Source organism: Streptomyces sp. NBC_00448, from assembly GCF_036014115.1.
In the GTDB taxonomy this organism is placed as follows: Bacteria; Actinomycetota; Actinomycetes; order Streptomycetales; family Streptomycetaceae; genus Actinacidiphila.
Genome location: NZ_CP107913.1, coordinates 7,266,187 through 7,285,999, shown reverse-complemented (window position 1 = coordinate 7,285,999; position 19,813 = coordinate 7,266,187). Strand labels below are relative to the sequence as shown.

General features: G+C 72.9%; 17 protein-coding genes and 1 pseudogene. 4 read left to right on the top strand and 14 right to left on the bottom strand.

Annotated elements, in window-relative coordinates; genetic code table 11:
* Nucleotides 1–3: 3 nt before the first annotated feature.
* Nucleotides 4–1,002 (top strand): TAXI family TRAP transporter solute-binding subunit, encoded by a 999-nt coding sequence (locus tag OG370_RS31465; protein ID WP_328470201.1) that lies wholly within the window; start codon nucleotides 4–6, stop codon nucleotides 1,000–1,002.
* A gap of 57 nt (nucleotides 1,003–1,059) precedes the next feature.
* Here OG370_RS31465 and OG370_RS31460 read toward each other — a convergent pair whose 3' ends face one another.
* Both OG370_RS31460 and OG370_RS31455 read right to left on the bottom strand, forming a co-directional pair.
* The gene (locus tag OG370_RS31460; RefSeq protein WP_328470199.1) at nucleotides 1,060–2,496 is read right to left on the bottom strand and encodes a sensor histidine kinase; all 1,437 of its coding nucleotides are present in this window, start codon (nucleotides 2,494–2,496) and stop codon (nucleotides 1,060–1,062) included.
* A 21-nt stretch (nucleotides 2,497–2,517) separates the two neighbouring features.
* Nucleotides 2,518–3,267 carry a response regulator transcription factor gene (locus OG370_RS31455; protein ID WP_328470197.1) on the bottom strand — a complete coding sequence of 250 codons (750 nt, stop codon included), beginning with the start codon at nucleotides 3,265–3,267 and terminating at the stop codon, nucleotides 2,518–2,520.
* 366 nt (nucleotides 3,268–3,633) lie between these two features.
* On the opposite strand from OG370_RS31455, the gene OG370_RS31450 reads away from it, so the two are divergent.
* The gene (locus OG370_RS31450; protein WP_328470195.1) at nucleotides 3,634–5,364 is read left to right on the top strand and encodes an FAD-dependent monooxygenase; all 1,731 of its coding nucleotides are present in this window, start codon (nucleotides 3,634–3,636) and stop codon (nucleotides 5,362–5,364) included.
* Nucleotides 5,365–5,450: 86 nt separating this feature from the next.
* Here OG370_RS31450 and recX read toward each other — a convergent pair whose 3' ends face one another.
* The 7 genes and pseudogenes from recX to OG370_RS31415 all read right to left on the bottom strand — a co-directional run bounded on the left by recX (nucleotide 5,451) and on the right by OG370_RS31415 (nucleotide 10,801).
* On the bottom strand, nucleotides 5,451–6,299 hold the full coding sequence (gene recX / locus OG370_RS31445; RefSeq protein WP_443060778.1) for a recombination regulator RecX: 849 nt from the start codon (nucleotides 6,297–6,299) through the stop codon (nucleotides 5,451–5,453).
* Nucleotides 6,238–7,161: pseudogene (recA, locus tag OG370_RS31440) on the bottom strand (recombinase RecA); the annotation flags it as partial. The gene recX and the pseudogene recA, both read right to left, overlap by 62 nt.
* A 230-nt stretch (nucleotides 7,162–7,391) precedes the next feature.
* Nucleotides 7,392–8,510, bottom strand: coding sequence for an AI-2E family transporter (locus OG370_RS31435; protein ID WP_328470192.1), 1,119 nt, complete (start codon nucleotides 8,508–8,510; stop codon nucleotides 7,392–7,394).
* A gap of 70 nt (nucleotides 8,511–8,580) precedes the next feature.
* Nucleotides 8,581–8,775 carry a DUF3046 domain-containing protein gene (locus OG370_RS31430; protein ID WP_328470190.1) on the bottom strand — a complete coding sequence of 65 codons (195 nt, stop codon included), beginning with the start codon at nucleotides 8,773–8,775 and terminating at the stop codon, nucleotides 8,581–8,583.
* 42 nt (nucleotides 8,776–8,817) lie between these two features.
* The gene (locus OG370_RS31425; protein WP_328470188.1) at nucleotides 8,818–9,135 is read right to left on the bottom strand and encodes an AzlD domain-containing protein; all 318 of its coding nucleotides are present in this window, start codon (nucleotides 9,133–9,135) and stop codon (nucleotides 8,818–8,820) included.
* Complete coding sequence (locus tag OG370_RS31420) at nucleotides 9,132–9,845, bottom strand: AzlC family ABC transporter permease (protein ID WP_328470186.1); 714 nt, start codon at nucleotides 9,843–9,845, stop codon at nucleotides 9,132–9,134. Before OG370_RS31420 ends, OG370_RS31425 begins: the two co-directional genes overlap by 4 nt.
* A gap of 119 nt (nucleotides 9,846–9,964) precedes the next feature.
* Nucleotides 9,965–10,801, bottom strand: coding sequence for an AraC family transcriptional regulator (locus tag OG370_RS31415; protein ID WP_328470184.1), 837 nt, complete (start codon nucleotides 10,799–10,801; stop codon nucleotides 9,965–9,967).
* Between the two features lie 92 nt (nucleotides 10,802–10,893).
* On the opposite strand from OG370_RS31415, the gene OG370_RS31410 reads away from it, so the two are divergent.
* Nucleotides 10,894–15,582 carry an ATP-dependent helicase gene (locus OG370_RS31410; protein WP_328470182.1) on the top strand — a complete coding sequence of 1,563 codons (4,689 nt, stop codon included), beginning with the start codon at nucleotides 10,894–10,896 and terminating at the stop codon, nucleotides 15,580–15,582.
* A 37-nt stretch (nucleotides 15,583–15,619) separates the two neighbouring features.
* The gene (locus tag OG370_RS31405) at nucleotides 15,620–16,477 is read left to right on the top strand and encodes a DNA-formamidopyrimidine glycosylase family protein (protein ID WP_328470180.1); all 858 of its coding nucleotides are present in this window, start codon (nucleotides 15,620–15,622) and stop codon (nucleotides 16,475–16,477) included.
* A 434-nt stretch (nucleotides 16,478–16,911) separates the two neighbouring features.
* On the opposite strand, the gene OG370_RS31400 is transcribed toward OG370_RS31405, so the two are convergent.
* The 5 genes from OG370_RS31400 to OG370_RS31380 all read right to left on the bottom strand — a co-directional run bounded on the left by OG370_RS31400 (nucleotide 16,912) and on the right by OG370_RS31380 (nucleotide 19,812).
* The gene (locus tag OG370_RS31400) at nucleotides 16,912–17,382 is read right to left on the bottom strand and encodes a Dps family protein (RefSeq protein ID WP_328470178.1); all 471 of its coding nucleotides are present in this window, start codon (nucleotides 17,380–17,382) and stop codon (nucleotides 16,912–16,914) included.
* Between the two features lie 281 nt (nucleotides 17,383–17,663).
* Nucleotides 17,664–18,065, bottom strand: coding sequence for a helix-turn-helix domain-containing protein (locus OG370_RS31395; protein ID WP_328470176.1), 402 nt, complete (start codon nucleotides 18,063–18,065; stop codon nucleotides 17,664–17,666).
* Nucleotides 18,066–18,230: 165 nt separating this feature from the next.
* Complete coding sequence (locus tag OG370_RS31390; RefSeq protein ID WP_443060777.1) at nucleotides 18,231–18,824, bottom strand: CinA family protein; 594 nt, start codon at nucleotides 18,822–18,824, stop codon at nucleotides 18,231–18,233.
* Between the two features lie 14 nt (nucleotides 18,825–18,838).
* The gene (gene pgsA, locus OG370_RS41570) at nucleotides 18,839–19,663 is read right to left on the bottom strand and encodes a CDP-diacylglycerol--glycerol-3-phosphate 3-phosphatidyltransferase (protein ID WP_443060776.1); all 825 of its coding nucleotides are present in this window, start codon (nucleotides 19,661–19,663) and stop codon (nucleotides 18,839–18,841) included.
* Nucleotides 19,664–19,665: 2 nt separating this feature from the next.
* On the bottom strand, nucleotides 19,666–19,812 hold the full coding sequence (locus tag OG370_RS31380) for a hypothetical protein (protein WP_328474912.1): 147 nt from the start codon (nucleotides 19,810–19,812) through the stop codon (nucleotides 19,666–19,668).
* Nucleotide 19,813 lies beyond the last annotated feature (1 nt).

Sequence of the window (19,813 nt, the reverse complement as noted above, 5' to 3'; positions counted from 1 at the left end):
GGCATGGACCTCACCCGCCTCGGCAGCCGGCTCGGCACCCGACGTGCCCTCCAGGTCGTGCTGGCCGCCGCCTCGGCCCTGGCACTGCTGCTGTGGTGGCTGCTGCCGACGGACGGTCCGTCGTACCCGAAGGGGCCGATCTCGCTGGCGACCGGGGTGCAGAGCGGGGTCTACGAGAAGTACGGCGTGCTGCTCAAGAGCGACCTGCGGACCGCCCTCCCCGGTGTGAAGGTCGATCTCAAGCACACCGAGGGCTCCGTGGAGAACATCGAGCAGGTGGCGGACGGGCGCTCCGACTTCACGATCGCCGCGGCCGACGCGGTCGCGTCGTACAGCGGGCCGAACAAAAAGGACCTGCGGGCGTGCGCCCGGCTCTACGACGACTACATGCAGCTCGTCGTGCCGCGCGACTCCACCGTGCGGTCGGCACGGGACCTGCGCGGGCTGCGGGTGGGCGTCGGACAGGCCGGATCAGGGGTCAACCTGATCACCAGGCGGCTGCTGACGGCCGCGGGCCTCGACATCGCGAAGGACGTCACCGCGGTGCCGGTCGGGATCGATCAGGCGCCCTCGATGCTGCTCTCCGGCAAGCTCGACGCGTTCTTCTGGTCCGGGGGGCTGCCGACCGCGGCGGTGAGCGCGATGGCGTACCCGACCGACCGTATCCGGCTGGTCCAACTCGGCGACCTGGTGGCCAAGCTGCACTCCATGGGATCGCAGATGCAGTACTACCGGCAGGCGATGATGCCGCCGGACGCGTACCCGCGCGCCCAGGGCGGTCAGTCCGTCGCGACCATCGCGGTGGCGAACCTGCTGGTCACCACGGACCACGCCGACGCCGGTCTGGTGCAGCGGCTGACCAAGGCGGTGATCGACAGCAGGGACTCCATCGGCAAGGTGGTGCACGCGGCGCAACTGGTCGATCTGCGCACCGCCGTCTTCACCGACCCGCTGCCCCTGCACGTGGGCGCGGAGCGCTACTACCGATCCGTGAAGCCGTAGCCGGCGCGTCCGTTCGAGCCCCGCGCCACCAGCTGGTCCGAGGGTGTCCGCCCCACCTCAGTCGGCGGGCCGTGCCGATGCCACCGGCGCGGTGCGCGGCACCGCCAGCCGCACCTCCAGGCCGTGCGGCTCGCGGCGCCCGAAGCTGATGCTGCCACCGCCCTGGCTGAGCAGCGCCCGCGCGATCGACAGGCCCAACCCCGAGCCGTGCACGTTCTGGTGGCGGGCACTGCGCCAGAACCGGTCACCGATCCGGTCGAGTTCGTCGTCGTTCAGGCCAGGTCCGCTGTCGGCCACCTCGATGGCGACCTGATCGCTGTCGACCGCCACCCGCACCGTGACGGCGCTGCCCTCGGGGGTGAACTTGATCGCGTTGTCGATCACGGCGTCCAGGGCGCTGGACAGCGCGATCGCGTCGGCCCACGCGGTGGCCCCTCCGTGTGCGGGCGCGCTGAAGTGCACCGCGACACCCTCCCGGTCGCCGCTGGGCCGCCAGGCGTCAGCGCGGGTCCTGGCCAGTTCCGCGATGTCGGTGACGCCCAGGTGACTGCCCGAGCTCTCCGCGACGGCGAGGCCGAGGAGGTCGTCGAGCACCTGGGCGAGTCGGTGGCCCTCCTCCTTCACGGATTCGGCCTCGGTGTGGCCGTCGGGCAGCTCGAGGCCGAGCAGCTCGATCCGCAGCAGCAGGGCAGACAGCGGATTGCGCAACTGGTGCGAGGCGTCGGCGACGAAGGAGCGCTGCTGCTCCAGCACGGCTTCGACGTTGTCCGCCATCTCGTTGAACGACCGGACCAGGCGCCGAAGTTCCGGGGGTCCCCCGGATGCCCCGACCCGCGACTTCATCCGGCCGGTGGCGATGTCGTGCGTGACCCGGTCCAGCGTCGCGACCGGCAGCAGCACCCAGGCGGTCAGCCGCACCGCGAGCAGGACCGCGATGGCCATCGCCGCGAGTTCTCCGGCCGCGAGCAGCAGCCAGCCGTGCAGGATGCGCGAACGCAGCGCCCCGGTGGGCGAGTCGGTGACGACCACCGCGACCACGTCGCCGTCCCGCACGATCGGCGAGGCGATGGCGAGCATGCGGTGCTGCCACGGCCATACCTGCTCCGGATTGTGGACGCGCCGCCCCAGCAGCGCCGAGTCGTACGCGTCGTACAACTCCCCGCTGGACGGGACCCGCCAGCTGTGCGGCGCCGCGGCCATCGACGTGCGGTCCCGGTAGAAGACGCCGGCCCTGATGCCGTAGAGCTGCTCGTAGCGGTCGAGTTCGGTCACCAGCGTGTGCAGCCGCTCGTCGTCCTCCGGGTCGACGACCGTGTTCTCGTCGCGAGCCGTGACGAACTGCGCCAGCGCCGCGAAGCGGGTGGTGTCGTCGATACGGTCCACCACGACGCGCTGCTGCTGGGCGGCCGCCTGGCTGGCGGCCAGCGGGAACCCGAGCGCGAGCAGGACGCCGGCCATCAGGACGATGAGCAGCGGCAGGAGTCGTGAGCGCACGGCGGTCCTCGACTTCTGCGGTCAGCCGGCCGGCACGACGAGCCGGTAGCCGACCCCGCGCACCGTCTCGATCATGGCCGGGGTGCGCAACTTGGAACGCAGCGAGGCCACATGCACCTCCAGGGTGCGGCCGGTTCCCTCCCACGCGGTGCGCCACACCTCGCTGATGATCTGCTCCCGGCGGAAGACCACCCCGGGCCGCTGGGCGAGGAGCGCGAGCAGGTCGAACTCCTTGCGGGTCAGCGCCACCGGATCGCCGTCCACGGTGACCCGCCGGGTGGACGGTTCGATCACCACCTGGCCGAGTGACATCGGGGTGCCGTCGGCGGCGCCCGGCATGGTCACCACCGGGCTGCCGTTCGGCGGTGTGGCCGGCCCCGCGTTCTGGGCGGCCCCGGGTCGCAGCGGCGGTCGGCGTACCACCGCGTGGATACGCGCCAGCAGTTCGCCGGTGTCGTACGGCTTCACGACGTAGTCGTCCGCGCCCAGGTTGAGACCATGGATGCGGGACCTGACGTCGGATCGGGCCGTGACCATGATCACCGGGGTGGCGCTGCGGCGCCTGATGCGGCTGCACACCTCGAAGCCGTCCTGGTCCGGCAGCCCCAGGTCGAGCAGCACGCAGTCGTACTCCGGGCCGCCGTCGGGAAGCAGCGCCTGGATCGCCTCCTCGCCGCTACGGGCGTGGCGCACGTCGAAGCCGTGCTTTCCGAGCACCGCGGAGAGGGCGGCGGCGACCCGGTCGTCGTCCTCCACCAGCAGCAGTCGCATGCGTCACCTCCTCCTCATCCGCCGGAACCCCCGCGTTGGCGCGGACTTCGCCGCTCCGCCCGCGGAATGGGTCATGGACCTGTCGATCGAATCCACGCCGATCAGGACCCGCACGTCAAGGGGCTACCGGCCCTCGCAGCGGACCGTTACCCAGCCGGTACGCTCCGGGGACGGGGAAGGCACGCAGCGGCGATTCCCGTGGCGGCGGACCGGTGCCGCGGTGCGCGCCCCGGGTGCGTCGCGTGCGCGGCCGATGTGCGCCCGATGAACCGCCCGCACCGCGCCGACGTGCGACTGTCGCTTGACGTGGGCAGGCGCAGTGAGTTGCATACGCTTTGTGACCGCAACTCTTCCGGGGGCCGCTGCGTGGACCCGGTGATCGTCGCGGGGGCCGGCCCAGTGGGTCTGACCCTCGCCCTCGCGCTGGCCCACCGCGATGTGCCCGTGATCCTGCTGGACGAGGCGGAGGTGCTCGGCGGAGCCGAGGGGCTGCGGCAGGCGCGCACCTGTGTGCTCGGTCCGGCGACCGCAGCGCTCGTGGAACGCCTCGGCTACGGCGGACTGCGCGGCGACGGCGCGACCTGGACGGGCTGGCGCACGCTGCGCCGGCGTACGGAGGTGTTACGGCTGGACTTCGGCGCCGATCCCGCGGGCGCGCCGGTCCATGTCGCGCAGTACCTGCTGGAGAAGGGGTTGCGGACGGAGCTTTCGTCCCGCGGCTCGGTGCGTGTCGTGTCCGGCTGCCGGGTGGACGCGGTGGAGCAGGACGCGCGCGGGGTCACCGTGCACACCAAGGGCGCCGAGGAGACCTGGTGGCGCGGCAGTTACCTGGTGGGGTGCGACGGTCCGCGCTCCACGGTCCGCAAGCTGCTGGGCGTACGTTTCCCCGGCCGTACGGCGGTGGACCGGCACGCGGTGGTGACGGTGCGGACCGAACTGCCCGAACCCGGCGTGGCGCTGCTGCACCGCGATCCGCCGGGAGCCCCGGCCGGGCAGGAGATCACCGCCCGCCCGCTGCCGGACGGACGGTGGCGGATGGACTGGCTGCTGCCGGTGCACGGCCGCCAACTCACCTCCGACGCGCTGGTGGAACGTCTCAGGGCCGCCCTGACCGCCTGGTGCGGCAAGGTGGTGCCGTACGAGCTGGTCGGCTCGGCCGACTATCCGGTCCATCAGCGGCTGGCTCGCGCCTGGCGGGCCGATCGGGTCTTCCTCGCGGGGGACGCGGCGCACCTGATGGGGGCGCTGGGGGCGCAGAGCGTCGAAGAAGGGCTGCGCGACGCGGAGAACCTCGCCTGGAAGTTGGCACTCGCCGTTCACGACGGCGCTTCCGATCTCCTGCTCGACAGCTACGAGGCGGAGCGGCGGGGCGCGGTCGGCACCCGGCTGCGCGCTACCGACCAGGCGCTTCCGCTGCTGCGGGCGAACGGTGCCTGGCAGACGGTCCGCCACAGCCTGCTGTCCGGCTCGGCCCGCGGCCAGGTCGAGTTGCTGACCGACAGTCATCTCGGGCGCGGCGGCACGGCTGCTTCCACGGTGTACGGCCGCTCACCGCTTACGGTACCCGCACCTCGGAGTTCCGCCAGGTCGGGCGGGATGTCGTCGCTGGTGGCCGAGTGCGACACGCGGCCGGGCGAAGCGGTGGCCGACGTGGCCGTCACCGCGCTGGACGGCACGGTGAGCCGGCTGCGCGACCGGCTCGGGCGCGGGTTGGTGGTGGTGCTCGTCGCGCCCGGGACCGGAGTGTGGGAGTCGCGGCACTGGCTGACGGCCGGTCTGATGCCGCGGCTGGCGTCAGCGGTGGCCGCGCTGCCCACCGGGGCGGAGCTGCTGGTCGCCGAGACCTATCCGGGGGCGACCGCGCACACGGTGCTGCTGGTCCGGCCGGACGGGCATCTGGTGGCGGCGATGGTGGGCTGCCGGCCCGCCGAGTTGTACTCCTACGCGGACCTGGCCCGGGGAGGTCCGCCGGCACCGGCGGGCAGCCGGGACGACCCGGCCGACGACGCCACCCCCGATGAGGATGGACCCGACCGCCCGGACGGGCGTCCGGGGGGCGATACGGCCGGTCACCAGGTCAGCGGGCGCACCGGCTGACGCGGCGGGCGGCGGGCGGCGGGCGGCGGGCGGCGGGCGGCGGGCGGCGGGCGGCGGGCGGCGGGCGGACTATGACCGCTCCGCGCCTATTCGCCTTGCCATGCCCACCGCTCCTCTTCCGTGTCCTCACCGTCGGCGCCTTCGGCTGCCAGTGCGTCGCGGACCACTCGCAGGGACATGCCCTCCGGGTATCCCTTGCGGGCGAGCATGCCCGCGAGACGTCTGATCCGCCGGTCGCGGTCCAGGCCACGGGTGGCCGGCAATCGGCGCCGGACCAGCTCGCGGGCGGTCTCCTCCTCCTGCTCGGAATCGAGCAGTTCCACGGCCTCGGTCACCAGCTCCGCGTCCACACCACGGTGGCGAAGCTCGCGGGCGAGGGCGCGGCGGGCGAGGCCGCGGCCGCGGTGTCGTGACTCCACCCAGGCGTTGGCGAACGCCTGGTCGTCGATGAGGCCGACGTCCTCGAAGCGCTCCAGGACGTGCTCGGCGACGTCGTCGGGGATCTCGCGCTTGCGCATGGCGTCGGCGAGCTGCCGGCGGGTGCGGGGGGTCCCGGTGAGCAGGCGCAGGCACAGCGCCCGCGCCTGCTCACCAGGATCGAGCGGCGGCTCTCGCGAGGCCCTCGACTCGGAAGAGCCGCCGCGCTTCTGGGACTTGCGCTCCATGGCGTCAGACCTTGGCGGCGGTGGCCTTGGTCGCCTTCTTCGGAGCGGGGACATCGGCCTTGGCGGGCTCCGCCTTGCCGGACGCGGCCGACCCCGCGGCGTCGGCCTCCGGCTGGGCGGCCGGGATCTCGGGCTTCGGCACGCCGACGCCGAGCTTCTCCTTGATCCGCTTCTCGATCTCGTCCGCGAGGTCCGGGTTGTCCCGCAGGAAGTTCCGGACGTTCTCCTTGCCCTGGCCGAGCTGGTCGCCCTCGTAGGTGTACCAGGCACCCGACTTGCGGACGAAGCCGTGCTCCACGCCCATGTCGATCAGGCCGCCCTCGCGGCTGATGCCGTGGCCGTAGAGGATGTCGAACTCGGCCTGCTTGAAGGGCGGCGCGACCTTGTTCTTGACGACCTTGACACGGGTGCGGTTGCCGACCGCGTCGGTGCCGTCCTTGAGGGTCTCGATCCGGCGGATGTCGAGCCGGACCGAGGCGTAGAACTTCAGGGCGCGGCCACCGGTGGTGGTCTCCGGCGAGCCGAACATCACACCGATCTTCTCGCGGAGCTGGTTGATGAAGATGGCGGTGGTCTTCGACTGGTTGAGCGCGCTGGTGATCTTCCGCAGCGCCTGGCTCATCAGGCGGGCCTGGAGGCCCACGTGGGAGTCGCCCATCTCGCCCTCGATCTCGGCCCGCGGCACGAGGGCTGCCACGGAGTCGATCACGATGAGGTCGATGGCGCCGGAGCGGACCAGCATGTCCACGATCTCCAGCGCCTGCTCGCCGGTGTCCGGCTGGGACAGCAGCAGGTTCTCGATGTCGACGCCCAGGGCCTTGGCGTACTCGGGGTCGAGGGCGTGCTCGGCGTCCACGAAGGCCACCGTGCCACCGGCCCGCTGGGCGTTGGCCACCGCGTGCAGGGTGAGGGTGGTCTTGCCGGAGGACTCCGGACCGTACACCTCCACGACGCGGCCGCGGGGCAGCCCGCCGACGCCGAGCGCCACGTCCAGCGCGGTCGACCCGGTGGGGATGACCTCGATGGGCTCGTTCGGCCGGTCGCCGAGCCGCATGACGGCGCCCTTGCCGAATTGCCGTTCAATCTGCGCGAGCGCGGCGTCGAGCGCCTTCTCGCGGTCGTTTCCTGCCATGGACTCCACCCGGGATGTCTGGTTCGATCGCTTCACGTCCATGACGCTAGCGCCTGGCACTGACAACGCGCCCGCACGTCGTCCGGGACCTGTGGATAACTCCGGCCGACGTGTGCGACCGGCACCGGCCGGAGTTCGCGCCGCCACGGCGGGAGATCCGCCGGGCCCTCTCCATATGAATGGATGTTCGATTTTCATGTCAAGCGACCCGCCGAGCGTGCCCGGGTCGGTCACATCCGCGGGTCGGTGACCTCGTAGCGCCTTACATAGGCGGTGAAGAAGCCCTGGAGCGTGGCGGTGGCCGGGATGGCGATGAGCGCGCCGACCGCGCCGAGCAGCGCCGTCCCCGCGATCACCGAGCCGAAGGCGACCGCCGGATGGATGTCCACCGTACGTGCGGTGATCCGCGGTTGGAGCAGGTAGTTCTCGAACTGCTGGTAGACCACGACGAAGCACAGCACCCACAGCGCGTCCCACGGGTCCTCGGTGAACGCGACGAGGATCGGCAGGGCCCCGGCCAGGTAGGTGCCGACGGTGGGGATGAACTGCGAGACCAGCCCCACCCAGACCCCGAGCGCGGGGGCGTAGGGAACACCGAGCACCTGGAGCAGGATGTAGTGGGCGAGTCCCGAGACCACGGCCATCAGGGCGCGGGAGTAGAGGTAGCCGCCGGTCTTGGCGACCGCGATGTCCCAGGCCCGCAGGACTTCCGCCTGGTGCGCGGGCGGGAGCATGGAGCACAGCGTGCGGCGCAGCCGGGGCCCGTCCGCGGCCAGGTAGAAGGTGAACAGCACCACCGTGAAGACCTGGAAGATCGTGCCGATGACCGTGGCCGAGATGCCCCACACGCTGGCGGCACCACTGGTGAGGTAGGTGCGCACCCAGTTGGAGTGCAGCACCTTGTCATGCAGCTTGCCGCCGGTGTCGATGTGCGTGTGGAAGGTCCGGTTGATCCACTTCACCACGTCGTCGACGTACTGCGGCAGGTTGCGCACGATGGTGCCGATCTGGTCGACGAGCAAGGAGCCGACGGCCAGCAGGAAGCCGGCAGCGGCGACCAGCACCACGAGCATCACGATTCCGGTGGCCAGGCCCCGGCGGATGCGGCGCCTGGCCATCCAGTCCACCGCGGGCTCGATGGCCAGGGCGCAGAAGAACGCGACCAGGACGTTGACGAGGAGTCCGACCAGCCGGTCGAACGCCCAGTGCGCGAACTGGTAGCAGGCGACGAGGGCGAGCGCGAGGACGAGCGCGCGAGGCAGCCAGCGCGGCATGCGCGCACGTGACGGGCGCGATCCGTCGCCGGGCGCGTCGGGCGCCGGGTCGGGAGACTCGTCACGTGCTGCCACAGGCCAAGTCTGGGCCCTACCTCCGATCAAGTCCTGATATCAGGGCATTCGCGGCACTTCGGACGGATGGTCAGCGTCGAGCAGCGGGCACGTCCATGGCCACGCAGACCGCCCGCCAGACGTCCTTCGCCTCCCAGCCGTCCTCCAGCGCCTGGACGACCGTACGGCCGCCCAGTTCGGACATCACGTGGTCACGCGCGAAGGAGTCGGCGTAGGTCTCGCCGAACTGCGCGCGCATCCGCTCCCAGAACATCGTCAGCCGCATGGGTGCCAGTATCCCCCGGTCGCCGGCCGCCCCTCGTACGGCCTACATCGCCCGTACCGCGGCGGTGACCAGTACCGCGGCGGCGACCACCACGAGGAAGGGCGCGCGCAGGAGCAGCGCGGTGGCCGCCGCCGCCAGCCCCGCGGTCCGCGCGTCGATCGCCAGACGCAAGGCATCGGTGCCGAAGGTCTGCAGCGCGGTCAGGGCGGCGAGCAGGGCGATGGGCAGCAGAGCGGCCAGTCGCTTGACGAGCGGGCGCTCCAGCAGCCCCGCGGGCACGGACAGGCCGAGCAGTTTCACTCCGTAGCAGCCCAGGGCGGTGGCACCGATGGCGATCCACGTGTTCGTTTCCCCTGTCATCGCGCGGCCCTCTTCTTTACGGCCAGCACCAAGGGCGCCGCCAGAGCCGCGACCAGCACCGGCACCCCGGCGGGCAGCACGGGCAGGCAGACCAGCGCGAGCAGGACGGCGAGCGCGGCCACCGCCCGTTCGGTGCGTCCCTTCACCATGGGTGCCAGCAGGGCCAGGAAGACGGCCGGCCCTGCGGCGTCCAGTCCCCAGGCGTCCGGATCACCGAGCGCCGACGCGCCCAGGGCTCCCAGCAGCGTGGTGAGGTTCCACAGCACGTAGAGACTCGCGCCCGTGACGGTGAAGCCGAGCCGGGCGGCGGCCCGTTCGCGCTGCGCCAGGGCGACCGCGGAGGTCTCGTCGATGACCCACTGGGCGGCCAGCGGCCGTATGGACGCCGGCAGGCGCAGGAGTTGCGAGAGCCGCAAACCGTAGAAGGCGTTGCGGGTGCCCAGGAAGAACGCCCCGGCCGCCGCCGCGAACGGACTGCCTCCCGCACCGAGCGCACTCACCAGCGCGAACTGCGAGGCCCCGGTGAACACGAGCAGCGACAGGACGCAGCTCTGGAGGACGGACAGGCCCGCGCCCGCCGAGGTCACTCCGAAGGCGAATCCGGACAGTCCGACGGCGACCCCTACTCCCAGGGCGTCTCGGACCACTTCTGCTCGGGGCCGCTCCGGCTGCCGCACGGTGTCCGGCCCCGTCGTCTGCGCTGTTTTCACTCGATCAGGCTAGGAAGACCGCCGCCTGCGGGTCTTGTACGTTCTTGCGGCGGGCGGCCCCGCGGCGATACGGGGCGATACGGACCGCCCGCCGGTCGTCCGAACGACGCGGCCGCGGGTCAGCGCTCTCGTACGATCTTCCGCTCGCGCTGGTACGCGCCGGGCGGGACCCCGACGATCCGGCTGAAGTGGCGGTTGAGGTGCGGCTGGTCGGTGAAGCCGACGGTGACCGCGGCTTCGGCCGGAGCGACGCCGGTGTCCAGGAGGCGGCGGGCGGCCCGGACGCGCTCACCGGTGAGCCACGCGTGCGGGGGCAGGCCGTAGGCGGCCTTGAAGGCGCGCAGCAACGCGAAGGGGCTGGTGGCCGTGGCGGCGGCGAGTTCGTCGAGACCGGGCGGGTCGGCCAGGTGGGCGGCGAGCAGTTCGCGGGCATGGGCCGCGGCGCCGGGAGCCGCCGCTCGGGGCCGACCGCCGCGGGCGATGCCCCCGCTGTGGCGTGCCAGCAGCCGGGCGAGGGTCAGGCGCAGAAACGTCTCGGCGGCGAGCGCGTCGTCCTGCTCGGCCGCTTCGTGGACGGCCGCGATCAGGCGGGCCGCGGTCGGGTCGGCTATGACCGGGCCGGTGAAGAAAGGGGTGCCACGCAGCCCGCGGGTCTCGGCGGCGACGGCCGACACGACGTCCGTCCGCGGATACAGGACCCGGTAGCTCCAGCCTCCGGCGGCGCCCGCGTACGCCGAGTGCGGGACCTCCGGGTTGATCAGGACGACGCCGCCCTCGCCGGCCCGCTCGGCACCGCCGGGCAGGCCGATGCCCTCCACCCCGCCGGTGACCGCCGCGATCACGTAGCCGTCGTGGGCATGGCGGGAGAAGGTGTGCCGGATGTAGCGGGCCCGCAGCAGGTCAACCCCGGGCAGGCCCGGGTGCTCCCAGAATCGTGCCTGCTCACGCGCGGTCATGGGGACATTGTGTCGTGACCGCGCCAGGAGTTGTCCACAGCCGGAAGAGTGGTCATCGGCGCGGTGTCGGTCCGGCGAGGCAGGATGGGGTCATGTCCAGTCCGTCCGCTCCGTCCAGTCCTCAGTCCGATCCGCACAGCAGCCTCGACTCCTTCTCGCCCGCGACCCGCGCGTGGTTCACGGGAGCCTTCCGCGAGCCCACCGCCGCTCAGTCCGGCGCGTGGTCCGCCATCGCCGCGGACTCCGACGTGCTGGTCGTGGCGCCCACCGGGTCGGGCAAGACGCTGGCCGCGTTCCTGGCAGCGCTGGACCGGCTGGCCGCCACTCCGCCGCCGGCTGAGGCCCGTCGCCGCTGCCGGGTGCTGTACGTCTCGCCGATGAAGGCGCTCGCGGTGGACGTCGAGCGCAATCTGCGCAGCCCGCTGGCGGGGATTCGGCAGGAGTCCGTGCGGCTGGGGCTGCCGGAGCCGGAGGTGCGGGTCGGTATCCGGTCGGGTGACACGCCCGCGGCGGAGCGGCGCTCGATGGCCACCCGCCCGCCGGACATCCTCATCACCACGCCCGAGTCCCTCTTCCTCATGCTCACCTCCGCCGCGCGGGAGGCTCTGAGCGGGGTCGAGACGGTGATCCTCGACGAGGTGCACGCGGTCGCCGGCACCAAGCGGGGCGCCCACCTGGCGCTTTCCCTGGAGCGGCTGGAGCGGCTGCTCGATCGGCCGGCCCGCCGGATCGGGCTGTCGGCCACGGTCCGGCCGGTGGATGAGGTGGCCCGCTTCCTTTCCCCGCAGCGGCGAGTGGCGATCGTGCAGCCGCCGTCCCAGAAGCGGTTCGACCTGTCGGTGGTCGTGCCGGTGGAGGATCTGGGAGAGCTGGGCGGTTCGCCGGTGATGGACGCGGCCGAGCACAGCGGGCCGGCCGCGGGCCCGGCGCAGCGGCCGTCGATCTGGCCGCATGTCGAGGAGCGGATCGCCGACCTGGTGCAGGCGCACCGCTCCACGATCGTCTTCGCCAACTCACGGCGGCTCGCCGAGCGCCTGTGCAACCGGCTCAACGAGATCGGCCAGGAGCGCGCCGAGGGCGAGCCGCTGCCCGAAGCGCACTCCCCGGCACAGGTCATGGCGCAGTCGGGCGCTGCCAAGGGGGCTCCTGCGGTGCTGGCCCGCGCGCACCACGGCTCGGTGTCCAAGGAGCAGCGCGCACTGGTGGAGGAGGATCTCAAGGCAGGGCGGCTGCCCGCGGTGGTCGCCACGTCGAGCCTGGAGCTGGGTATCGACATGGGTGCGGTCGACCTCGTGGTCCAGGTGGAGTCGCCGCCATCGGTCGCGTCGGGGCTGCAGCGGGTGGGCCGGGCCGGCCACCAGGTGGGGGCGGTGTCCACCGGGGTGGTCTTCCCGAAGTACCGCGGCGACCTGGTGCAGTCCGCGGTGGTCACCGAGCGGATGCGGGAAGGAGCCATCGAGTCGCTGCGGGTGCCGTCCAACCCGCTGGACGTGCTGGCGCAGCAGATCGTGGCGATGACCGCCCTGGACACCTGGGACGTGGACGAACTGCTCGCCCTGGTACGGCAGGCGGCACCCTTCGCGGCGCTGCCGCACTCCGCGTACACCGCGGTGCTGGACATGCTGGCCGGCCGCTATCCGTCGGACGCGTTCGCCGAACTGCGGCCCCGCCTGGTCTGGGACCGGGTGGCCAACACGCTCACCGGCCGGCCGGGAGCACAGCGGCTGGCGGTCACCTCCGGCGGCACCATCCCGGACCGCGGGCTGTTCGGGGTCTTCCTGGCCGGGGCGGACCCCAAGAAGGGCGGCGGCCGGGTCGGGGAGCTGGACGAGGAGATGGTGTACGAGTCCCGGGTGGGCGACGTGTTCACGCTGGGCACCACCTCGTGGCGGATCGAGGACATCACCCGTGACCGGGTGCTGGTCTCCCCCGCGCCGGGCGTACCCGGGCGGCTGCCGTTCTGGAAGGGCGACCAGTTGGGACGCCCGCTCGAACTGGGCCGAGCGCTGGGCAGGTGGCTGCGGGAAGTGGGCGCGCTCCCCGCGGAGGCGGCCCGGGAGCGGTTGGCCGCGGCCGGCCTGGACCCCTGGGCGGTCGACAACGTGCTGTCGTACCTCGCCGAGCAGCGGCAGGCGTGCGGGCACATCCCGGATGACCGCACCATCGTGGTGGAGCGCTTCAGGGACGAGCTGGGTGACTGGCGGGTGATCATCCACTCCCCGTTCGGCGCCCAGGTGCACGCTCCGTGGGCGCTCGCGCTCGGTGCCCGGCTCCAGGAGCGCTACGGGTTGGACGCCCAGGCCATGCACGCCGACGACGGGATCGTGCTGCGCCTGCCGGACGCGGACCTGATGGGGCTCGACCTGCTGGACGCCGATCCGGTGGCGAAGGGGGCCGAGTTCGATCCGGAGCAGTCGCCGGTGGGGGCGGGCGATGTGGCCTTCGACAAGGGCGAGGTCGAGCAGTTGGTGACGGAGCAGGTGGGAGGGTCCGCGTTGTTCGCGTCGCGCTTCCGGGAGTGCGCGGCGCGGGCACTGCTGCTGCCGCGCCGCACTCCCGGCCGGCGCACCCCGTTGTGGCAGCAGCGGCAGCGGGCGTCGCAACTGCTCCAGGTGGCGTCGGAGTTCGGGTCGTTCCCGATCGTGCTGGAGGCGATCCGGGAGTGCCTTCAGGACGTGTTCGACGTGCCGGGGCTGGTGGAGTTGATGGGAGACATCGAGGCGCGGCGGGTCCGGTTGGTGGAGGTGACCACGCAGGAGCCGTCGCCCTTCGCCCGTTCGCTGCTGTTCGGCTATGTGGCGCAGTTCCTCTACGAGGGCGACTCGCCGCTGGCCGAACGCAGGGCGGCCGCGCTGTCGCTGGACTCGCGGCTGCTGGCGGAGCTGCTGGGGCAGGCGGAGTTGCGGGAGCTGCTCGATCCCGACGTGCTGGCCGATCTGGACAGCGAGTTGCAGTGGCTGACGGAGGATCGCCGGGTCAAGGACGCGGAGGGGGTCGCGGACCTGCTGCGGGTGCTCGGCCCGCTGACCGGCACCGAGTTGGCGGTGCGCGGCGCGGAGGCGGGGTGGGCCGCGGAGTTGGAGGCGGCCAGGCGGGCGATCAGGGTGCGGATCGCCGGGGAGGAGCACTGGGCCGCGGTGGAGGACGCCGGGCGGCTGCGCGACGCGCTGGGCACGGCCTTGCCGGTGGGCGTGCCGGTGGCGTTCACCGAGCCGGTCAAGGACCCGCTGGGCGACCTGCTGGCGAGGTACGCGCGGACGCATGGCCCGTTCACGACGGGCGAGGCCGCGGCCCGGTTCGGTCTGGGTGGGGCCGTGGCGGACGGCACGCTGCACCGGCTGGCGGCAGCGGGCCGGGTGGCGCAGGGCGAGTTCCGTCCGGGCGGAGCCGGTCAGGAGTGGTGCGACGCCACGGTGCTGCGGCGGCTTCGGCGCCGTTCGCTCGCCGCGCTGCGGCAGGAGTTGGAGCCGGTGCCGCCGGCCACGCTCGGGGTGTTCCTGCCGCAGTGGCAGCATGTCGGCACGCATGGTCTGCGCGGGATGGACGGCCTGGCGCGGGCGGTTGAGCAGTTGCAGGGCGCGTCGGTTCCCGCGTCGGCGTTGGAGAAGCTGGTGCTGCCGTCCCGGGTGAGCGGCTACACCCCGGCGATGCTGGACGAGTTGACGGCCTCCGGCGAGGTGCTGTGGGCCGGAGCGGGGGCTCTGCCCGGCAAGGACGGATGGGTGTCACTGTATTTGTCCGAAAGTGCACCCTTGCTGCTGCCGGGTCCGCAGCCGTTGGAGCTGACGGAGTTGCACACGGCGGTGCTCGGCGCGCTGTCCGGCGGGTACGGTTTGTTCTTCCGGCAGATCGGCGAGCAGGTGCGGGCGGCCGGGCTGACGGCGAGCGACCCGGAACTCGCCGACGCGGTATGGGACCTGGCCTGGTCGGGGCGGCTGACCAATGACACCCTCGCCCCACTGAGGGCGCTACTCGGCTCGGGCCGTACCGCGGGGGCGACCGCGCACCGGGCGCCGCGCTCGGTGCCGCGCGGCAGGTACAGCTCGCTCGCCTCGGCCAGGTCGCCACGGGCCACCGCCTCCCGGACCGGGCCGCCCACCACCGCGGGCCGCTGGTCCCTGGTGCCCGCACCCGAAGCAGATCCGACCCTGCGGGCGCACGCCCTGACCCACACCCTGCTGGACCGGCACGGCGTGGTCACCCGGGGCGCCGTGGCCGCGGAAGGAGTGGCGGGCGGCTTCTCGGCGGCATATCGGGTGCTGGCGGCGTTCGAGGAGACCGGGCAGGCCAGACGCGGCTACGTGGTGGAGGGTCTGGGTGCGGCGCAGTTCGCGATGGACGGCGCGGTGGACCGGCTGCGAGCCCTCAGCGCGGCGCGGGAGCGGGAGGAAGAACGCCCCGACCGGTCCCGCACGGTGGTGCTGGCCGCCGCGGACCCGGCCAATCCGTACGGCGCCGCGCTGCCGTGGCCGGAGCAGCCCGAGGGGGTCTCCCACAAACCCGGGCGGAAGGCGGGCGCCCTGGTGGTGCTGACCGACGGCGAACTCGCCCTGTATGTGGAGCGGGGTGGCAAGACCCTGCTGGCCTGGCCACGGGACGAGATACGGGTCGGGGCCGCGGCGGACGCCCTCGCGCTGGCGGTCCGGGAGGGAGCGCTGGGCCGCCTCACGGTGGAGCGTGCCAACGGCGAGTCGGCGCTGACCTCTCCGCTGGGCCGGGCGCTGGAGGCCGCGGGGTTCCACGCCACACCGCGCGGGCTGCGGTTGCGGGAGGACCGCTGATGCGAGGTGGGGACGGCGCAGGCGCCATCATGGAGGGGTGCCCGAAGGAGACACGGTCTGGCTGACCGCCCATCGACTGCACGCGGCGCTGGCCGGGCAGCCGCTGGTGCGGGCGGATCTGCGCGTGCCGAAGCTGGCGACCGTGGACCTGGTGGGACGGCAGGTGCTGGCGGTGGTGCCCCGCGGCAAGCACCTGATGGCGCGGCTCGAAGGCGACATGACGCTGCACAGCCATCTGCGGATGGACGGGGCGTGGCACCTGTACGGGTCCGGGGAACGCTGGCGGGGCGGGCCGATGCACCAGGTGCGGGCGGTGCTGGCGGCGGGTGAGCGGGTCGCGGTCGGCTACCGGCTGCCGGTGCTGGAGTTGCTGAGCACCGAGGAGGAGGGCGAGGTGGTCGGCCACCTCGGGCCCGACCTGCTCGGGCCGGACTGGGACGCGGAGCAAGCGCTCGCCCGGCTGGCCGCGGACCCGGACCGCCAGGTCGGGGAGGCGTTGCTGGACCAGCGGAATCTGGCCGGGATCGGGAACGTCTACGTCGCCGAGCTGTGCTTTCTGCGTGGGGTGACGCCGTGGACACCGTTCGGGGCGGTGCCGGCGCCGGAGCGGCTGGTGGCGCTGGCCAGACGACTGCTGGAGGCGAACAAGGCGCGCCCCGGCCATGTGACGACCGGGGACACCCGTCGCGGGCGCACCCACTGGGTGTACGGCCGGGAGCACCAGCCGTGCCTGCGGTGCGGCACTGCGGTCAGGTCGGCTCGGCACGGCGACGACACCCGGCAGCAGGATCGGGTGGCCTACTGGTGCCCGCGGTGCCAGCGAGGTCCGGCGCCAGGCCCAGCCCCAGAACCAGCCCCAGATCCAGGTCCCGCGTCGTCCTCGGCCAGGGGCTGATCCTCGAAAAGGCCGGACCCCGCCGGCACGGGAGCGGGCGCCTTCGTCCGGCGGCGGCGCGCCGCCTCCCGCCGCCGTGCGGGCACCGCGTGCATGGGGATCAGGCCGAGGCTCCATCCGCCGGCGACGATCGCGGCGTGCACGCCGCCGGCCGAACCGCCCGAGGTGTCGGGCCGCAGGCCGAACCGCAGGACCGCCAGCCACCACAGCACGCCGCCGACCAGGGCCAGCACCACGCGCACGCCACCCGCACCCTGGCCCCTGCCCCCGACCCGGGCCGTCGCGGCGGGCCCGGGCGAAAAGGGCGCCGCCACCCGTACCGCCGGTATCGGCGCCGGAGCGGGCCTGGCACGCGTGCGCGAGCAGGTCCGGGTCCGGGACCGGGTCGTCCGGGTCCGTATCGTCGGAGTCCTTCGAGGGCCGCGCATGGCGCCTCAGACGTTCTCCGCCTGGAACATCCAGTGGAACTTCTCCAGGTCGGCGGTGATGCCGATGAGGATGTCCTGGGTCACCGGGTCGGGCTTGTCGGTGGTCTGGATACGTTCACGCATCCGGGTGATGCAGGCGTCGAGGGCGGCGACCATGATCTCCACGACCTCGCCGTCCTTGACCCACCCGTCGGTGACGGTGTCGATGCCGCTGGTCTTGGCGACGGTGCCGGCGCGGCCGTCGGGGGTCACGCTGATCGCGGAGGCACGCTCGGCGACAGTGTCGGAGGCGACTCGAGCGCTGTCCACGACCTCGTCCAGCTGGAGGTGGATGGACCGGAACCGGGGGCCGATGACGTTCCAGTGCACCTGCTTGGCCAGCAGTGACAGGTCGATCAGATCCACCAGGGCACCCTGGAGGGCTTCACCGACGGTCTTGCGGGCCTGCTCGGCCAGGGGGCTCTTCACGACAGACATGCGCTTGTCTCCTCGCGGATCGACGCGTTCGGGTCCGATTCATCCCGTACTGACCTTCTGCGCCTACCCTGCCTCTGCGCACCACACATGGCAAAAGACAGCGGCCCCCCGCACCGACCCCGCACCCACCCCGCGCACACCCCCGATCGGCAGCGCGGCACGCGCCGCGTGCGCCCCGCAGGAACACGACGGCCCCGCCACGGGACGGGTGTCGTCCCGGACGGGGCCGGCAGGTGCGCTCAACCGCTGACGCACGCGTCAAGCGGCGGTACCGAGCTGGTTCAGGCGGCGACGACGTCCACGGCTTCCGCGGACTTCTTGGGCGCCTTGATGGTGATCCGTTCGTCCGGCGCGGATGGTACGGCCGTGACGGAGGTGACGGACGTGACTGCGCCCAGCAGGGGCCTCATCGGCGCGGCCGGGGTCTCGGCCGCCGACGACTGGGCCAGCTCCGCGAGCGACAGATCGTCGCTGACCTCGCGCATCACCTCGGACATCGGCACGTCCAAGGCGTCGCAGATCGCCGAGAGCAGTTCGGAGGACGCCTCTTTCTGCCCCCGCTCGACCTCCGAGAGATAACCCAGGGAGACCCGGGCCGACGAAGAGACCTCACGCAGAGTGCGGCCCTGGCGCTGGCGCTGCCGACGCAGCACGTCACCAAGCAGGCGACGGAGCAGGATCATCGGTGGCTCCCTCCTCGGACCGCGAAACCGCATCCTTCTCGCCCCACCGTACCGCCTCGGGCACCGCCCGTGCGGGGAGCGAAGACGTGTTCACTCAGGGCTGCAAACATCACTTCCCCCCGTCTTCTTCCCTATCCTTGGCCGCCGGTAGTCGTACCGGGACCGTTACGTGTGGCCGTTCGGCCCTTGTCGTTCCGCTGTCCTTCGGCCGGGGCCGGTGGACTCCGGACCCGCAACCGTACTCCTCCGCAGTTCGGCGGTGAGCAGTTCCAGGACAGCCGCCACCGACGCCCGGCGGATCGTGCCGCGGTCCCCGGGGAGCCGCAGCGGGACGACCACGGCGCCCGACGGGCCGGCGACGGCGACGAAGACCGTGCCGACCGGCTGACCGTCCTGGGGGGTGGGGCCGGCGACGCCGGTGGTCGCGACGCCCCAGTCCGCGCCGAGCCGGTGGCGTACGCCCTCGGCCATCCCGCGCGCCACATCGGGGTCCACCGCACCCCGCTCGGCGAGCAGAGCGGCGTCGACGCCGAGGATCTCGTGCTTCAGCTCGGTCGCGTACGCCGTGACCGAACCACGGAAGGCCCGCGAGGCGCCGGGAACGGCAGCCAGTTCAGCGGCCACCAGGCCGCCTGTGAGCGACTCCGCGACCGCGAGCGTCGCCGCGCGACCCACGAGCAGCCGCAGGGCCTCACGCGCGGACTCAGCCGGTTCCGCGGACCCGGTCGGCGCGGGCCGCCCCGAAGCCTGCGACCCCACCGGCCCCTCCGCGCTCATACGCCCTGCCGACGCTCGCGCTCGGCGGCAGACGCGGGGGCGGACGCGGGTGCCGGGTCGGCCTCGGCCCCAGGCGCGGTATCGGTCCTCGACACGGGCTCATCCGCACGCTCGGCCCGATGCGCTCCCCCGGCCCTCGTCCCCGTTCCCGGCCCGCTCGTCGCCGCGAGCGTCGCCCCGGACCCGCTCCCGGGCGCCGTCGCCGACACCCGCGCACCGCCCCGAGCGCCCTGAGCGGTCGCCGCGGGGGCGCTCGCCGCCGGAGCGGTCGCCGTCTCGTCGTGAGCCGCATCGGCGGCCTGCGCCGCCAGGCCCGCCCGGCGCAGGACGACCGCCTGCCGTACGTAGTCCACGCCGCTCGCCACGGTCAGCACGACCGCGACCGCCATGATCCAGGCGCGGATGCTGGCCAGCGGACCGGTCAGCACCAGGATGTACATGCCGACCGCGACGCCCTGCGTGAGCGTCTTGAGTTTGCCGCCGCGGCTCGCGGGGATGACACCGTGCCGGATCACCCAGAAGCGCATGAGGGTGATGCCGAGTTCACGGAAAAGGATGACCCCGGTGACCCACCACGGCAGGTCACCCAGAGCGGACAGCCCGACCAGCGCCGCGCCCATGATCGCCTTGTCCGCGATCGGGTCGGCGATCTTGCCGAAGTCCGTGACGAGGCCGTAGCGCCGGGCCAGTTCGCCGTCGAAGAGGTCGGTGATCATCGCGATGGCGAAGGCGGCCCAGGCGAAGGAGCGCCAGGCCGGGTCGTTCCCGTCGTCGTGCACGAGCAGCAGCACGAACCCCGGGACCAGCACGAGCCGGGTCATGGTCAGCAGGTTCGCGACGTTCCAGAGCCCGGCCTGGCCGCTGCCCCGTCCGGCCTGCGCACCGGCTTCGTGCGCACCACCAGCACCCTCGACACCAGCACCAGCACCAGCGCCCGCAGCACCGGCGCCAACGCCCTCAGCACCAGCACC